This is a genomic window from Niallia sp. FSL K6-0212 (assembly GCF_038007605.1).
In the GTDB taxonomy this organism is placed as follows: Bacteria; Bacillota; Bacilli; order Bacillales; family Cytobacillaceae; genus Niallia; species Niallia circulans.
In genome coordinates, this window is sequence record NZ_JBBOXL010000001.1 from 3,788,405 (window position 1) to 3,805,041 (window position 16,637).

The following is a 16,637-nucleotide window of genomic DNA, read 5'->3' on the forward strand; positions in this document are numbered from 1 at the left end:
TAATGAGTGAAATAGACTGGTATAGATAGAAAAACGTATGCAAGGAGGTACTTCATTGCCTATATTTCTTGAAAAGGATGGCAAGACACTTCATTTACAAAACAAGCAAATAAGTTATGTCCTCTCCATAGAAAAAGATAAATATGTCTGCCATCGATATTGGGGAAGAAGACTAGAAAGTTTTAATGGAAGCACTCAGCTTCAAATGATAGATCGCGGCTTTGCCACTAATCCGTTTCCTGAAGAGAGAGTGTTTAGCTTAAACGCACTACCTCTGGAAACAAGTACACAACAAAGCGGTGATCATCGAATCGCGAATTATACAATACGTTCGCATACCAATCAAACACGCACTGATTTTATTTTTAAGAAATTTGATATCCTATCCGGGAAACAGCCACTGAAAGGTTTACCTACATTAGAAGGAGAGGATACTACTGTTACGACATTAATTATTACTTTATATGATGATCTTCAGCAGCTGGAAATGAAGCTTTACTATCATCTTTATGAACAACTGCCGGTTATAACAAGACATGTGGCTTTTCTTAATCACGGGCAACAAGATGTATTCCTTGATAATGCCGGAAGTCTTCAAGTAGATATCGCGGCAGCTACTTTTGATTTATTAACTCTTTACGGATCTCATACAAATGAAGCAAACATAAGTAGAAGGAAATTGCAAAATGGAATTCAAAAAATAGAAAGTACTCGTGGTGTAAGCAGTCCACAGCATCAACCGTTTTTAGCACTTTTAAATCCAAATACAGATGAATTCAGCGGAGAAGTACGTGCATTTCATCTCATTTATAGCGGGAATTTCCAAGCACAAGTCGAAGTAGAACAATATGGTTCAGCACGTGTACAACTTGGCATAAATACGGAAGGTTTTTCATGGAAGCTTTCACCTGGGGGCAGCTTTGATACCCCAGAAGCTGTGATGGTTTATTCTAATCATGGGTTAAATGAGATGAGTCATACTTTCCATACACTTTATCAACAGTATCTTTGCCCTAAGTCATTTCGAAATCAAGAGCGGCCAATTGTATTAAATACGTGGGAAGCTAATTATTTTGATATCTCAGAAGAAAAAAGTGAGAAATTAGCGGAGGCTGCAGCACAAATAGGCATAGAAATGTTTGTATTAGATGATGGCTGGTTTGGAAAACGAAATGACGATACTTCCTCCCTTGGTGATTGGATGGAGAATAAAGATAAACTGCCAAACGGGATAGCTGGTTTAGCCGAGACGGTGAAAAATAAAGGAATGAAGTTTGGTTTATGGTTCGAACCAGAAATGATTTCCCCAAATAGTGAGCTATTTAAAGCGCACCCTGATTGGGTTATCCATACCCATGGATATAAGCCCATAGAAGGAAGAAGACAGTTAGTCCTAGATTTATCTAATCCAGAAGTACAAGAGTTTTTAATAAATGTATTATCGAAATATTTAATAACAGGCAAAATCGATTATATTAAATGGGATATGAACCGACATTTAACCGATATTGGCAGTACCGCTTTTCCTAAAGATCAGCAGGGGGAGATTAGTCATCGATATATACTAGGTTTATATCGAATCCTCGATACATTAGTAAAGCAATTTCCGAATGTACTATTTGAAAATTGCTCAAGCGGAGGGGGCAGATTTGACCCTGGAATGATGCATTATATGGCCCAGACTTGGACAAGCGATAATACAGATGCGTTATGCAGGACAAAAATTCAATATGGATATAGTTTGCTTTATCCTCCGATTATGATGGGAGCACATGTTTCTACCGTGCCTAACCATCAGGTGGGAAGGATCACTTCACTAGAAACAAGGGGAAGGGTTGCAATGAGTGGCAATCTTGGATACGAGTTAGATTTAACAGAAGCAGTGGAAGAGGAACTACGAGAAATAGAAAACCAAATATCTTTTTATAAACAACAGAGAAAGCTTTTTCAGTTCGGAAAATTTTATCGATTGAAAGCGCCAGGAGAATATTTCGAAAGTGCTTGGATGTTTAAAAATGAAAAAGAAGCGATGATTATTTATTTTAACGGGATAGCACGGCCTGCTGTGCCAGTTAACTATCTCCCTGTTTATTATCTGGAAAATCTTGCAATCTATAAGGATTTAGCAACCGGAAGACTATATTCAGGCAGTGAGCTTAACTATGCAGGAGTGACCATTCCACGCGTGAAGGAAGATTACAAAACATTGATTTATCACTTTGAGAAAGTAGAACCGCAAACTAATGAGACCTGAATAGAGAGGGGGATAAATAAGGATTAAAATATCAAATAACCACTAATTTTCTATTAATGATATTTCTATCTAGATTCCTAAGGAATTAGCGGGGCTGGTGAGATTCCAATGATGAGATTAATAAGAGGAATCTCACCACTCGTTCCTTGGAAAGCAAACGTATTCAAGCGAAAGCTAAAATACTTAACCTCATCAAACATCTAAAAACGCCAATATTAGTTCGTTTAATCCATATTGTTTAGTGCATGCAGTAATTGATTGACGAGAGGGGAAAGCTCTACGTTTTCATTGCGTCTACAAAGGAATATTGGCCGTTTAATTTCAACTCCTTTCACCTTAACCACACCTACTTCCTTACGAAGCACATGTTCCTTAACTGCAAGAGAAGGAGCTAACATGACTCCATAACCAGCAATAACTGAATGAATAGATTCGTTTAAGCCGTGAAATTGCAATCCAACAGGAGGGTGGTTCACACCATGAATTTTACACAAAGAATATAACATGTCTCTTGTTGAGCTTCCGTTTTCTCTTACTAAAAATGGCTCTTGAACCAACTGTGAAAATGAAATTTCTTTGCCAGCAAATTTATGCTTTCGCGGAACGATGAACCAAAAATCAACATCCATTATGTGTGTGAGATGCAATTCTGGTTGCTCCCACCGTTCTTTTACAACAAGAGCTAAATCTACTTTATAGCGGAGTAATTTCTCAATCGCTTCGTTTGAGTTACCACTATATAACTCTATATGGAGTAAAGGATTATCTATTTTCAATTTTGCTAATAGAGAAGGTAATAAAAAATTAGCCGGTAAATATGTGGATGCTATTTTGATATTATCTAGTATTCCAGCTTTCAGTTGGTTTATTTTCCCCTCAATATCTCTTTCTAAATCAAATAAACGTTCCCCTTGCTTATATAAAAATTCTCCTTCCTTTGTTAATTTAATTCCTCTTCCCGCAGACTCAATTAATGTCAATCCTGTTTCTTTTTCTAAATTTCGGATTTGCATAGTTACAGCAGGCTGACTAATAGAAAGAACTCTTGCTGCATCTGTAACACTTTTTGCAGAGGCAACAGTGATAAATATACGAAGAGCATGAAGGTTCACTAATCTTCACTCCTATAAATAATATTTATACATCCTTAAGAAATATATATTAGACTTATCTATTATAATTATATAACCTTTTTATTAGAAATGGTAAAAAGGAGCCTATAATCATGAACTTACCGATGATCAAAGAAGAAAGCAAACTACAACAGAAACAAATAACACGACAAAAAATCTTTTTCTGTATTATTCTAATCATGCTAGTATCAATCGGACTAGCAACAGCACTTTTAGGAAGAAGAGAGGGGAATTATCAACTATTCACATTAATGTTAATTGGTCTAGGAGCTTCCTTTATTGGAACATTAGCAGGAGGGGGTGGCTTAATTACCGTTCCTGGTATGATGTTAACAGGTATTCCCATTCAAACAAGTATTGCTACTAATAAGTTTTCCTCAGGAATTGCGGCACTTTCTAGTGTTTTCTATTTAATAAGAAACAAACAGCTAAGTGTCCACTTTCTATTAATTACTATCCTAATCGCTGTTTTAGGTGGAATAGGGGGAGCACTAGTAACTACAAATATACAGGAAGAAACGATGAATATCATTGCGTTTGCATTACTTTGTTTTGCCTTAATAGTAACAATAAAAAATAAACAATGGACTGCTACTATACAACAAGATAAAAAGCAAAAACAACAAAAAACAACAAAGAAAAGATTATACATCCCTTTCCTTATTGCAGCATATGATGGGGGATTTGGACCAGGATCCGCCACATTTAGTATTTTATTTTATTTAAAAAGTAATTTCACCTATATAAAAGCTGTGCAAATGACAAGAGTTATTATTCTTGGCAGCTGTACAGGAGGATTTATTATTTATTATCAGAACGGTTTTATTAATTGGTATTATGCCATTTGTATGGCAGTTGGTTCTATTATTGGATCACAGATTGGATTACTCGTATTGCCTAAAGTTTCTCAAAAAGCAGCAAAAACTCTTTTGGTGGTTATTATAAGTGCATTGATGCTGCAAATGATCGTTAAAATAATTTAGTTGTATTAGCATAATTGGTAATAGTTGAAAAGAAATAGTGGATTAAAAATTTCAGCAATTTTTTATAAAACTAAAGAATAGAATTGGAGGTTATAATGACTTTTTATTCTAGTTTACATAATATATATTATACACAGTAATTAAAAATTCAGCAAATCATATCTCATTACAAAGTATACTCTAGATAGTGAGACAAAATAAAAAAATTCCTTATCATTATCTATCACAATCTATTGTTAACTAACTGTATCGTATCTTTATGGACACTTGAATTTAATTGCTTAATAATTTTAAAATTATTATTAGTTTTTTATATGCTCAATATAATTTTTCATTGAAGAAAACTTCAAAAATTAAATTCAGCTTCCATCAAAAAACCAGAAAACACAAGGTTGAATGGTGTTTTCTGGTCTATAAAAAAATTAAATGGTTTCTTTCTCATTGTCAGCAATCAAATTCTGATAAAATGTGGCATTAGATGTATATATATATGGTGCCAACCATAGAAAACCGATTCCTAATGTGAATAAACATAAAATGCCCCATCCTATAAAGCTTAAATTTAATAAAAAGTACTTTCCTTTATAGCCTTTCATTCTTCGTCTGCTTTCCGTAATTGCTTCGAAAACTGAATACTCTGGATGATCTTTTAAAAGCATAAAAGTTTGTGAATATGCTAGTGCTTTAATAATACCAGGAATTAATAATAATAAGGACCATAAAAAAGTAAAAATACCAATCATAATAGACGTTCCAATTAGTTTAAGCATTGTTTTTACGTCTGTATATATGGTGAAAACTTGAGAAATCTCTGTGGTTTTTTCTCTTACAATGTCAAGATAAAACCATACAATCGATATAGATAAAGGAATTAATAGAAGGCTAATAATAGTATTTAGTATCGTCGCCTGCGGGGGTGCATAATCTTGATAAATCCAATTCATAAATCCGCCGCTCGCGTATATTTCAATCGACAGATTAACACCTGCACTTAAAATAAAATATAGGAATGTGAGTCCAACTGCCTTCCCCCATTCTCCTTTCAAATATTCTCTTGCTTCACGCTTAATTGCTGAAATTTTCAATATATATCCTCCTTTAATAGACTATCTTTCTAATTATAACTTTTTTTGTAATAGAAAGAATTAAGTGATAAATATGGTGAAATAAAATTTCTAAATTTCTTATTTCCCCCTATCTATACGAATATCCCATAGAAAAGTTTCTACTGTTTTCATATTTTAAAAAGAATTAAGTGCCTTGATGCTGCAGATTGAAATATACAGGCTAAATCATTCATAAAAAACCAAAGATGTCTATACAAAGACCCCTTTGGTTTTTTGGTCAGTTAATTCTTCCTATTTATCTATCAAAATAGGAAGAAATCTATTATCTCATTATTTTTTCAAATTCTTGCATCATTAATAGATCATTTGTAATTTCATCTGAATGATGTAAAGAGACTTTCGCCCCAAGGCTGTTAAAAGCCGCTACTGCCTCATCATATCCTCTTTCAATATGTTCAATTCCCGTAATTGTTGTCGTCCCTTCTGCAACTACTCCAGCTAACATTAGACAAATACCTGCACGGACATCTGAAGCATGAACTAATGCCCCGTGTAAAGCAGACTTTCCTTTAATATGGGCAATCCCATTTGATACTTCAATAGCTGCACCCATTTTGTTTAATTGGTATACATGATTAAATCGGTTCGGATAAACTGTTTCTCGAAGTATACTTTTCCCTTGTGCTTGTGTTAACAAAACGGTTAATGGCTGCTGCAAATCCGTTGGAAATCCAGGAAACATAGCAGTTCTTACCCTCGACGCTTTTAATCTACCATCTAGAAATGACGTAATATTATTTTCTTTTATTTCCAAACCGACACCGATTTCTTCCAGTTTCGTGAGACAAGATGTAAGATGTTCTGGGATAATATCGTTTACAGTGATCGTTCCACCTGTAATCCCGGATGAAATAAGAAAAGCTCCAGCAATTAGCCTGTCGGGAATTACGGTATAGCTGCATCCATTCAAGTTTTTAACACCTTTAATTTTGATTGTATCCGTACCAGCACCTATAATTCTCGCACCCATTTTATTTAAAAACAATGCAGTATCTGTTACTTCAGGATCTCTGGCAGCATTTAATAAAATCGTTTCTCCCTCAGCTAATACTGCTGCTATCATGCTATTAATAGTCGCACCAGATGTAATCGTATCAAAATAGATAGTTGCCCCTTTTAATTTTTGAGCCTCCACCACATAATAATCTTCATAAAATGTAAAAGTTGCCCCCATTTTCTCGAATGCCTTAATATGCTGATCAATGGGTCTGCTTACAAAATCATCCCCGCCTGGATAGCCAAGTGATACTTTTCCGAATTTAGCAAGTAATGCTCCAATGAAATAATAAGCTGTTCTAAACTTCCTTGACTTTTCAGGTTCAATTATCGGGTTATCTATTTTAGTAGGGTCAATATAAACATCCCCGCGGCTATCTCGCTCCATGATACATCCTATTTCTTCTCCGATTTGACGAAGTACTTTAAAATCAGCAATGTTTGGGATGTTCTTTAATGTTACAGGCTCACTAGCTAAGCATGCAGCAGCTAGAATTGCCAAAGAACTATTTTTCGAACCAGGTACTGATAAGGATCCTTCCAGTTTAGAAGGTCCTTCTATATTCATCCATCTCATTTTAATCTCCTATTCCAATCTATCTAATCAACGTAAATCAGCAAATTTTATTTTTAGTTGTTTCTTTTTCATTTCATCAATCGTTTTTTGTGGTGCACCAACATCTGTGAGAAGGATATCAATTCCTTCGATTGGTACGGATTGCATAAACATTTCATGACCAATTTTTTCATGCGGTGCTAAACAGACCACTTTTTGTGCAACGCTGGCAACTGTCTGAGCAAATGCAGCTGCTTCAGGAGTAGAGGTACTTATACCTTTAGCATTAATTCCTCCTCCAGTTAAAAAACAAATATCCAAGGAAAATTTGCGCATCATTTCCATTGCAATACAATCAATTATACTACTTGATGAAGATCCTCTTAATTTCCCTCCGATTAAATAAGAAGCTATATTTTCTTTCATTCTAACAAGATCGGCAATTTTCAATGAATTTGTAACGATTGTATAAGGGAAATCAGTTGGCAAATATTTTACCATTCCATAATGTATACCTGCTCCTCCAATAAAAACAGTATCATTTTCTTTAATATAAGAGGCTGCTAATTTGGAGATAGCATTTTCATGCGGGGCAGCCGTTCCATATCGAATAGCTGATGGCTGCGGCATTGTTCTTACTTTAGGTATTGCTTCAGAAAGAATGGCGCCACCATATGTTTTTTGCAGCACTCCTTGTTCTTCCATAATTGTTAAGTCTCTTCTAATGGAATCAAGAGACATCTCAAATTTACTTGCTAAATCTTTAGCAATAACTTTCCCATCTCTTGAAATTATCTCTAAAATTAATTTTCTTCTTTCCTCCGCTAGCATACTGTTCCCTTTCCCATCAAAATCTAAATTCATCTTATTCCGTTTCATTAACTTTTGTCAAATGTTTTTTTCATTTTTCTTCCGTTTTATTCCGTATTATGCCTTTTTCACCCTATCGAAACATATGTTCTATTATTAATCTTTTCCTAATTTCTTTATTTTTCGTTTCATAAAAAACTACAGTGTAAGCACAGCAGTTTTTATGAAAGCTCCACATCATATTCCATTCTTTTTGCTGTTTCTTTCGCTATTTTCACACCTGCTAAACGTTTGACAAGATGAAAGGACATATTAATGCCTGCCGAGATGCCACCTGATGTAATAATGCGCCCTTCATCGACAAACTTCACCTTCTTTACCACATTGACTTGTGGGTATTCCTCCTCAAGCCTAGTAAGGCTCGCCCAATGTGTTGTCGCGTTCAATCCATCAAGCAGCCCTGCTTCAGCAAGCAATAACGCTCCCGTACAGACAGAAGCCATCCATTGAACCTCTTCCATTTGTTCCTTAATCCAATTAATCACCGTTTTATTATGTACTTCTCGTTCTCTTGCACCTAGTCCCCCTGGGATGATTAAAAGATCGAACTTGGGCATCGTTTGGAAACTATAATCCGGATATACCTTTAATCCATTTCTCGCTCGAATCATTTGTCCCGTTTCCGAAATAGTCTGCACTATAAACGGTTTAGACCCATCCTCTCTTGTTGTAACAGAAAACACTTCAAACGGGCCAGCAAAATCTAATACCTCCACATCATTAAATAAAAATATCCCTATTTTCCATTGGTCGGTTTGCATTTTATCTCTCCTTCGTTAAAGCTATATTCTAGCTAGTTACTTATTATTATACTTAAGAATTTCATCATAGAGAGATAAATTATCTTAAACTTGATTAACTGACTGATTTTTGAAAAAATAAAAGGATAAAAAGGAGAGGCGGTTATTTAAAGTGAATGGACAAAAGAGGCTGCGAGATTATGGAATAATAATTGGAAAATTAGAAACAGGTAAAAGAAATGCCATTACAGATGTAGAAGGTGTCACAGTTGGCCATACTACATTAAATAATAAAGACACTCAGACTGGTGTTACCGCAATAATCCCCCACCAAGGCAATATATTTAAAGAAAAGGTAATCGCTGCAAGCCATGTAATTAATGGGTTTGGCAAAACAATGGGTTTAATGCAAATAACAGAATTAGGAACGATTGAAACACCTATTCTTTTAACCAATACATTAAGTATCGGTGTGACAGCTGATGCATTAATTGAATATATGCTAGAACATAACGAGGATATTGGTAGAACAACAGGTACTGTTAATCCCATTGTGTGTGAGTGTAACGATATGTTTCTTAATGATGTGAGAGCAAGAAAGATTACGAAAGACCATGTTTTCGGGGCAATCGCTAATGCTTCTGCGGAATTTGATGAAGGATCAGTTGGTGCTGGCCGCGGCATGCTATGCTATTCTTTAAAAGGTGGAATTGGAACCTCTTCCCGCATAATACATATGGAGCATGGTAGCTATACAATAGGAGTACTGGCACTGACCAACTTTGGTACTCTGAGTGATCTAGTGATAGCGGGGAATCCAATTGGACAACAGCTCAAAAAACAGCTTACACAGACAAATAAAGATAAGGACAAGGGCTCTGTTATCATCATCGTAGCTACTGATCTTCCCGTTTCGGAAAGACAATTAAATCGAATAATTAAGCGCGCAGTAACAGGATTATCACGAACAGGTTCGATTATCACAACTGGAAGTGGTGAAGTAGTCATTGGTTTTTCTACAGCAACAAAAATACCACACGAAAATCCTTATTCCAGCGTCCCCATCTCAGCCATTCATGAAGAGGATATCGATGTTGCATTTAGAGCTGTTGGAGAAGCTACAGAGGAAGCAGTGCTAAATTCCTTGATAACCGCAACCCATGTAATTGGTCGAGATGGGAATGAACGGCCAGCCCTTAAAGATTTATTAAGAGAATACAACATTCATTTACTTTAGAAAAAAACAGACGCCTGTATGATACAAAGCGTCTGTTTTCCTTATTTATATTTACCTTGCAAAATCGATTCCTCTAACGGACGGCGGCTAGACGGAATTTCTCTTGCTTGAAAATCTTCCGGCAACGCTTCTTTTTCCCCTTGATAACCAATGGCAATAGTTACTTGAATATCAAATTCTTCTGGGATGTTTAATACTTCACGAGCTTTTGCTTTATCAAATCCACCAATAGCATGTGTTTTTAAACCTTCTTTTATAGCCTGCAAGGATAAGAATCCCCATGCAGTTCCGCTGTCAAAGGCATTCATCCCATTTTGTTTATCCGAAATAAGCACTGCTAATACCGGTGCATTTTTACACCACTCTAAATTTCTTTCAAAAATAAAAGAATGGAATAATGATCGTTCCTCTGCTGTTCGAGCAACAATAAAACGCCATGGCTGCAAATTATTTGCAGAAGGCGCCCAGCGAGCCGCCTCAAATAGGCGCATTAAGACTTCTTCAGAAACTTCTTTATCTAAAAAAGAACGGGGTGACCAACGATTTAAAAAAATTGGATCAATCTCGTGGTCTGCTTGACGAAATGTATGTATTTCATTTTCCTTCATAAGTATCCACCCTCAAAAGTTATTTCATTTCTATTCCATTTTAATGATAAAAAATTGACAATTCAACTAATTGATTCTAAAGAATAGAAAGAATCAATCAAAATAAACAGGCTCCAACGGATTAGCCATATGTTTAAAGGCTAGTAATATTTGTGATTCAGTATTTCTTGGAATGGATAAAGGCGGAAGATCATCTTTTGCAAAGAAACCGACAGAGCTAGTTTCTACTCCTTCCTGCGCCTCTCCTCCTACAATCTCGCACTGAATGAACATTTTATATACATGGTATGGAGATGGAGGATGCGGGTGGCATTTCTTATCCATAACCGCAATTAATTTTACAGCTTTCACCTCAAAACCTGATTCTTCTTGTACTTCTTTTACTGCAACTTCAGCTGGAGTTAAGCCAATATCGCCCCAGCCTCCTGGCAAGGCCCAGGAGTTATCTGTCTTCTCTTTCACCATTAGTATTTTATTATCTTGAAAAACTACTGCCCTAATATCTACTTTTGGTGTAGCATACCCTGTTTCATTTGCAAAAAGATCACGAATACATGTTGTATCCACCTTGGTATATTCCGACATAATTTCTAAACTGATCTTCCTGATATCTTCAAATCTTTCCAAATCATAAGTATCCTTTGAATAGGTTAATCCGGCTTGGGCGATTGCTTGAAGTTGTTTTGCCCATTGTAACCATCTCGGTTCCATCTAATGACCTCCTTTTTTTAATAAACTGAAACACTTTACAAATTGCATAGACTTACCTTCCAATAACAAACCCAAATACACAAGTTAAAAAAAGTACCAGCACTAACGCAAGGCTTAGCATACCGCTTACAGCTTTTTTCCTTGCTGAATAATAAGCATCACTTTCCATATATTTTTTCATCAACGGATGGTAGTGGCACACTTTATTCCATAGGGTAGTAAGCCACCCATGCATGATAATAGAAAACCCTGCAAAAATAAGAATCTTAAGCCATAGCGGCGGTACTATAATCATGGCGCCTGTAGTACTATTAATTAACATCAAATACCCATATAAATAACTGGAATTACGTATAACAATCTTAATAAATAATTCGATAAAGCCATTAATTGGTGTGCGTTTTTGAAAGATCCGTTTAGAGTTTTTGAAAATACGCGGTTTCTTTCTTCTCATAATGACCGGTTTTTCTATTTCAGGAGCCGCTAAATAGATAGCCTGAACCATGCTAGTTTTACGCTCTTGCTCTAATTCAATATGGAGATCAATGGACGCAATCTTTCGTAAAGCTGTCAAACTAAAGAAGATCGACAACAAGAGAATAATTAGTGATAGTGCATATACTGGAATAGTCATTCCCATATCCACTATATGATAAATCCATTGACTAAACCAATTCAATACAAGAAACAAGAAAACCACCAGCAAGCTTTTTGCCCATATAGAACCTATTTTTCGGATATGGTACTTCCATAACATGAAGCAAGATTGTAAAGCAGTGAAATAGACAAATAAGACAAGAATTTCTGACCAATTTAACAAATAATAATGGAGTAAAAATGGTAGAAGGCATAAGAAGCCTGCTGCCAGCACCATTGTTTGAAAGAACAGAGAATAGAAATAGCTCAGTGCTTTTAACCTTCCATTCAAATGAAGCTGTTTGACTAAAAATACTTTATCAGCTTCCACAATAAGGGTTCGAATATTGCCAATCCATGCCAGAAAGTAAAGGCAGAAAAAAGGAACAATAAAAGGGATCTTATGTATCCAAACAGGTATCTCCAGCCACCAAGAACGATAGATAACACCGCAGAAAACACCTAGAGGGACTAAGATATATACAATTACCGTCCAATCAGCAATTGATCGAAGTACTTTCCATTGATAGTGCCAATTGCTAATTAAACGTGAAAAAAACAACTTTCTACTATTCATTACCATGATCCTCTGCTAACAAATGAAAACAATCATACAAAGAGCCATCAGGTAACTGACATTGCTCCCTTATCTCCTCTAATGTTCCTTTTGCCACTAGCTGACCATTATGGATCATAAGAAATCGATCACAAATCTTTTCTGCTGTATCTAATACATGGGTAGACATTAATATGCCAGCACCGCGTTTTTGCTCTATTTCCATCGATCCGAGAAAAAGCTTCATGGCATTGGGGTCAAGTCCCATAAACGGTTCATCAATAATATATAAGGATGGATTTGTAATCATCGCAAGTATAAGCATCGCTTTCTGCTGCATTCCCTTTGAATATTTAGTTGGGTTTTCATGCGCGTGTTCCGCTAACTTGTACATATTTAGTAACTCATTAGCCTTTTGCTTATATTCCTTTTCTTCTAGCCCCTCTACTGCTGCAACAAAATCTAGGTGTTCCCATAATGTTAATTCATCATAGAAAATCGGTCGTTCTGGTAAATAGGAATAAGTTATCCCATCTATGTAGGAAACCGTTCCTTCTAAATGTTCGATTAAACCTAATAAACTTTTGATTGTCGTACTTTTGCCAGCACCATTTGGCCCAATTAAACCAACTAATTCTCCTTTTTCAATAGTAAAATTAATTTCTCTAATAATTTCTTTCTTTTGCTCGTATCCAGCTGATTGAATCTCTACCTCTAAAAGAGACATTTACACACCCTCCCCATCTCATTCTTCTTTCATACGGACAAATCTGTAAGAAAGTTTCTAAATTAGAAAAAATTTTTGGAGATTAAAAAAATCGCACTACTGGTAGAGAAGCATCATGAAGAAGGAAACAAAAAAATAGATGCAGTCAGATAATAATTACCTTCCTGCATCTATGCCATCGATTAACTATCTTTTACACAGCATGACTATCCATTTTCACACGCAGTTTGCTTCCAACAAGCTTTACCAAATCAACCACTCGATTAGAATAGCCCCATTCATTATCATACCAAGCTAGTATTTTCACTTTATTTTGCCCGATGACCATTGTAGATAAAGCATCAATAGTTGCAGACTCGGTTGTTGTATTAAAATCAACAGATACTAAAGGTTCCTCTGTAATGCTTAGAATCCCTTTCAGTTTTCCGTTTGAAGCCTCTTCAAAAGCTTGATTAACAGCTTCACTCGTCACATTTTTTTCTAAATCGACGACTAAATCGACTAAAGAAACATTTTGTGTTGGCACTCTTAACGCCATTCCATGAAGTTTTCCTTCTAAATGTGGAAGGATCTGTTTTAAGGCCTTAGCTGCTCCAGTCGAAGTGGGAATAATATTTTGCCCACATGACCTTGCCCGCCGTAAATCATGATGGGGATTATCTATATTGTTTTGATCATTGGTATAGGAGTGAATCGTTGTCATTAATCCATTCTTTATCGTAAAATGTTCGTCTATAACCTTAGCAACCGGTCCTAAGCAATTGGTCGTACATGATGCATTCGAAATAACATGATGTTTATCAATATTTAATATACTATCATTCACACCCATGACGATGGTTGCATCAGCATTTACACCAGGAGCGGTAAGCACTACTTTATGCGCACCAGCTTTTAAATGCATTGCTGCTTTGTCTCTCGTGTTAAATTTCCCAGTAGCTTCTACTACGATATCGATTCCCAATTCACGCCACGGAAGTTTTTCTGGATTACGGTTATTCACTAATAGAATCTCTTGGTCATTTATAAGAATCGAATGTTCTTTAGCCACAACCTTACCTGGAAACTTCCCGTGAATTGTGTCATACTTTATTAAATGTGCTATCGTTTCAGAAGGATAACTGGCATTAATAGCAGTAATATGTATACTTTGATCATTAATAGCATTTCTAAGCACCATTCTTCCAATTCTCCCAAAGCCATTAATTGCAACTGATATTGTCATAGACTTCGCTCCTTTTTAAATATGTTATACTATTAAATTAATACTCTATAATAAGTATAACATATTTAAAATAAAATACATCTTATTTGATTAAAAATAAGATGTATTCTTATAGTGCCTTGAACTTTATCTCACTCCTTTTACAAAATCACTTGGCATCGTAGCTTCTTTGTTATTATGAACAATCCAAGATATTATCGTTGTACTGTCACGGACATTTTTCTTTTTTATTTCCTTTAATAAATAATAGACGCTCTCTTGATTGGAAAATGAATCAAAAGCTTGAAAAATGGATTCCATCCTATGATAATCCGTGTTGGGACATTCAATCAGTCCGTCAGTAGTGAGAAAGATATGTGTTTTTCCCTTTCTTAATTCTTTCACACCCTGATTATAGGAAGGTACTTCTTGATGAAAACTACTGTTTAGCCCAATCCATTCATAAAAGCTACGGTGATTTTGCTGGTATTCTCCTAATCTTGAAAGTTCTGGATGATTGAGTGCAAGTATACAGTCGCCAATTGATAACCACCATAAATAGTTTTCTTTTCGTACAACGATTAAGAACGCAGTTTCTCCTTGAATCATCATGCTTTGCTCCAGAAACTCCTTGCTTGCGAAATGGTTTAAGAAAAAGGAAGTAATTTCTTGGAATACTCTCTTTAACGGTAATTGTAGAATTGTTTTGATCTCCTCTTTCTTTGTCGCTATACTTTTTATTACTAATTCTGCACTTTGTGCTGAATCATGTGCATCCAAGAGGATGACAAGCTCCCATTCGCGTTCTATCCAAATGAAACAGCCGTCTTCATTTTTATATTGACCTGCAGAGGAGTTTCCTCCAAAGCGTCCAAGTACTAAATTATTTCTTAGATGGAGGATATTAATTTCATCTACATAATTCTTATCAGAACCTACCCATTTATATTCCATTACGCTTCCTCAAAAACTTCATTTGCTAAGTAATTTTTTATTCTTTTACATAAAGAGCTCATTTCCTCTTCGTTTGCAATCGGAGCCTCGGTCCAATCATATAACTCCGTTGGTCCCCAATATCTTTCAGGAGTATTGGGATATCTTGCAATTAGATGAAGGTGAAGATGAGGAACCGAATTTCCTGAGACGAGAGCGTAAATATGTTCCGCGTTTTCTGTTTCCTTTAATGCCTTGCTGACTCTTGAAATAATAAGTCCAAACGCCTTTGCTTCATCATTTGTCATCTCAGCAAGTGTAGGAATATGTCTTTTTAAATCGATCATAAGATGTCCTAGGTAACTGCCCTTGCCTTTTCTGTCAATATGACCATCATAAACATATTCATTTTCATAGATTGGTATTCCTGCTGTTTTAATAATCCCTTTATGTTTATCGCATATGAAACAATTGGTTTCCATTTCCCTTTCCCCCTAAAATAGTATAAAAAAATCCTATTGTCTCTTAAAAGAGACGATAGGATTTATCGTGGTACCACTCTTCTTCATTCGTTAGAATAACGAACCTTCTTAAGCTCAATGACGTGAGCCAACCGTCTAGATATACCTTTCTACCTAACCACTCCTAGGCGAGTTGGGAAGTGATATGCGCTATCTTTCACCAAACGACAGCTCTCTCTAGCATACTTACTTCTTAATACTCCTAATCATCGTGTTTATCTTATTTAACTAATTTAAACTTTCTGTTATTTTAGGAAAAACTTCAAAAAATGTCAATCGTTATTTTCTAAATAGGTCTGACAATTCATTTTCATTTTTTATCACAAAAATTTTGTTCTGATACTGTTTGTATGTATGAAAGAAAAAAGGTTTACCTACTTGCTCGAAATGCTTATTCCATTTAAACATTTTAAAGAAAATTGTTAAGTTTGGCTGATAATGGGCCATTTCTTGACCAAGCTTCTGTTTAACGTATCGTTTTACGATACGATAGGTGCGCTTAGAATAATTGGTGTCCAAAAAAACAATGACGTCTGCTTGTTGAAAGCTGCCACTTACCCATTCCTCACTATGAACACCTTCTACAATCCATCTATCTGTTTGGGTGATGGACAGTAAATGTGCTTTCCTCTCTTCTTCCGATCTTCTAATATCTCCACTATCTGATCGTTTCCAAACAACATTATCTAATTCATAATAGGGAATTTGTAATTTCATTGATAAATCTTTTGCTAATGTTGTTTTTCCACTAGCTACAGAACCAATGATATGTATCTTATTAGGAGTAGCTTTCACTATTTCCCCACCTCCTTTATACAAGATTTTCATGAGTGTCGGGGAAGCAT

Annotated in this window: 16 protein-coding genes and 1 other annotated feature; of the genes, 3 read left to right on the top strand and 13 right to left on the bottom strand. The window is 35.6% G+C overall.

The window, feature by feature from the left end:
• The first annotated feature begins 55 nt into the window (after positions 1-55).
• Positions 56-2,254 (top strand): alpha-galactosidase, encoded by a 2,199-nt coding sequence (locus MHH96_RS18005; RefSeq protein WP_341117803.1) that lies wholly within the window; start codon positions 56-58, stop codon positions 2,252-2,254.
• Positions 2,255-2,478: 224 nt separating this feature from the next.
• Here MHH96_RS18005 and MHH96_RS18010 read toward each other — a convergent pair whose 3' ends face one another.
• Positions 2,479-3,366 carry a LysR family transcriptional regulator gene (locus MHH96_RS18010; protein ID WP_341117806.1) on the bottom strand — a complete coding sequence of 296 codons (888 nt, stop codon included), beginning with the start codon at positions 3,364-3,366 and terminating at the stop codon, positions 2,479-2,481.
• A 113-nt stretch (positions 3,367-3,479) separates the two neighbouring features.
• On the opposite strand from MHH96_RS18010, the gene MHH96_RS18015 reads away from it, so the two are divergent.
• Positions 3,480-4,370: a sulfite exporter TauE/SafE family protein gene (locus tag MHH96_RS18015; RefSeq protein WP_341117807.1), complete on the top strand. Its 891-nt coding sequence runs from the start codon at positions 3,480-3,482 to the stop codon at positions 4,368-4,370.
• 422 nt (positions 4,371-4,792) lie between these two features.
• On the opposite strand, the gene MHH96_RS18020 is transcribed toward MHH96_RS18015, so the two are convergent.
• The 4 genes from MHH96_RS18020 to MHH96_RS18035 form a co-directional block, all read right to left on the bottom strand.
• Positions 4,793-5,455, bottom strand: coding sequence for a DUF975 family protein (locus MHH96_RS18020; RefSeq protein ID WP_095257263.1), 663 nt, complete (start codon positions 5,453-5,455; stop codon positions 4,793-4,795).
• A 304-nt stretch (positions 5,456-5,759) separates the two neighbouring features.
• Entirely contained in the window at positions 5,760-7,070 is a 1,311-nt protein-coding gene (gene murA / locus MHH96_RS18025) for a UDP-N-acetylglucosamine 1-carboxyvinyltransferase (protein ID WP_047940657.1), read from the bottom strand.
• Between the two features lie 27 nt (positions 7,071-7,097).
• Positions 7,098-7,913: a DeoR/GlpR family DNA-binding transcription regulator gene (locus MHH96_RS18030; protein ID WP_235844416.1), complete on the bottom strand. Its 816-nt coding sequence runs from the start codon at positions 7,911-7,913 to the stop codon at positions 7,098-7,100.
• Positions 7,914-8,080: 167 nt separating this feature from the next.
• A complete protein-coding gene (locus MHH96_RS18035) occupies positions 8,081-8,680 on the bottom strand; it encodes a DJ-1/PfpI family protein (RefSeq protein ID WP_047940656.1) in 600 nt (199 codons plus the stop codon).
• A 151-nt stretch (positions 8,681-8,831) separates the two neighbouring features.
• Here MHH96_RS18035 and MHH96_RS18040 point away from each other — a divergent pair, with 151 nt between their 5' ends.
• Positions 8,832-9,896 (top strand): DmpA family aminopeptidase, encoded by a 1,065-nt coding sequence (locus MHH96_RS18040; RefSeq protein WP_047940655.1) that lies wholly within the window; start codon positions 8,832-8,834, stop codon positions 9,894-9,896.
• 41 nt (positions 9,897-9,937) lie between these two features.
• Here the strand turns inward: MHH96_RS18040 and MHH96_RS18045 are convergent, their stop codons facing one another.
• The 8 genes from MHH96_RS18045 to MHH96_RS18080 form a co-directional block, all read right to left on the bottom strand.
• Positions 9,938-10,504, bottom strand: a complete 567-nt coding sequence (locus MHH96_RS18045) for a nitroreductase family protein (protein ID WP_047940654.1) — start codon at positions 10,502-10,504, stop codon at positions 9,938-9,940.
• 93 nt (positions 10,505-10,597) lie between these two features.
• Complete coding sequence (locus tag MHH96_RS18050; protein WP_047940653.1) at positions 10,598-11,215, bottom strand: NUDIX hydrolase; 618 nt, start codon at positions 11,213-11,215, stop codon at positions 10,598-10,600.
• Positions 11,216-11,267: 52 nt separating this feature from the next.
• Entirely contained in the window at positions 11,268-12,428 is a 1,161-nt protein-coding gene (locus MHH96_RS18055; protein ID WP_047940652.1) for an ABC transporter permease, read from the bottom strand.
• Positions 12,421-13,134, bottom strand: coding sequence for an ABC transporter ATP-binding protein (locus MHH96_RS18060; protein ID WP_047940651.1), 714 nt, complete (start codon positions 13,132-13,134; stop codon positions 12,421-12,423). Before MHH96_RS18060 ends, MHH96_RS18055 begins: the two co-directional genes overlap by 8 nt.
• Before the next feature lie 193 nt (positions 13,135-13,327).
• Positions 13,328-14,359, bottom strand: a complete 1,032-nt coding sequence (locus MHH96_RS18065) for a glyceraldehyde-3-phosphate dehydrogenase (protein ID WP_144546128.1) — start codon at positions 14,357-14,359, stop codon at positions 13,328-13,330.
• Positions 14,360-14,485: 126 nt separating this feature from the next.
• Complete coding sequence (locus MHH96_RS18070; protein WP_047940649.1) at positions 14,486-15,292, bottom strand: protein phosphatase 2C domain-containing protein; 807 nt, start codon at positions 15,290-15,292, stop codon at positions 14,486-14,488.
• Positions 15,292-15,753: an HIT family protein gene (locus MHH96_RS18075; protein ID WP_341117808.1), complete on the bottom strand. Its 462-nt coding sequence runs from the start codon at positions 15,751-15,753 to the stop codon at positions 15,292-15,294. Before MHH96_RS18075 ends, MHH96_RS18070 begins: the two co-directional genes overlap by 1 nt.
• A gap of 45 nt (positions 15,754-15,798) precedes the next feature.
• Positions 15,799-16,011 (bottom strand) — a binding site (T-box leader).
• Positions 16,012-16,071: 60 nt separating this feature from the next.
• The gene (locus MHH96_RS18080; RefSeq protein WP_061796535.1) at positions 16,072-16,590 is read right to left on the bottom strand and encodes a DNA topology modulation protein FlaR; all 519 of its coding nucleotides are present in this window, start codon (positions 16,588-16,590) and stop codon (positions 16,072-16,074) included.
• Between the last annotated feature and the right edge of the window lie 47 nt (positions 16,591-16,637).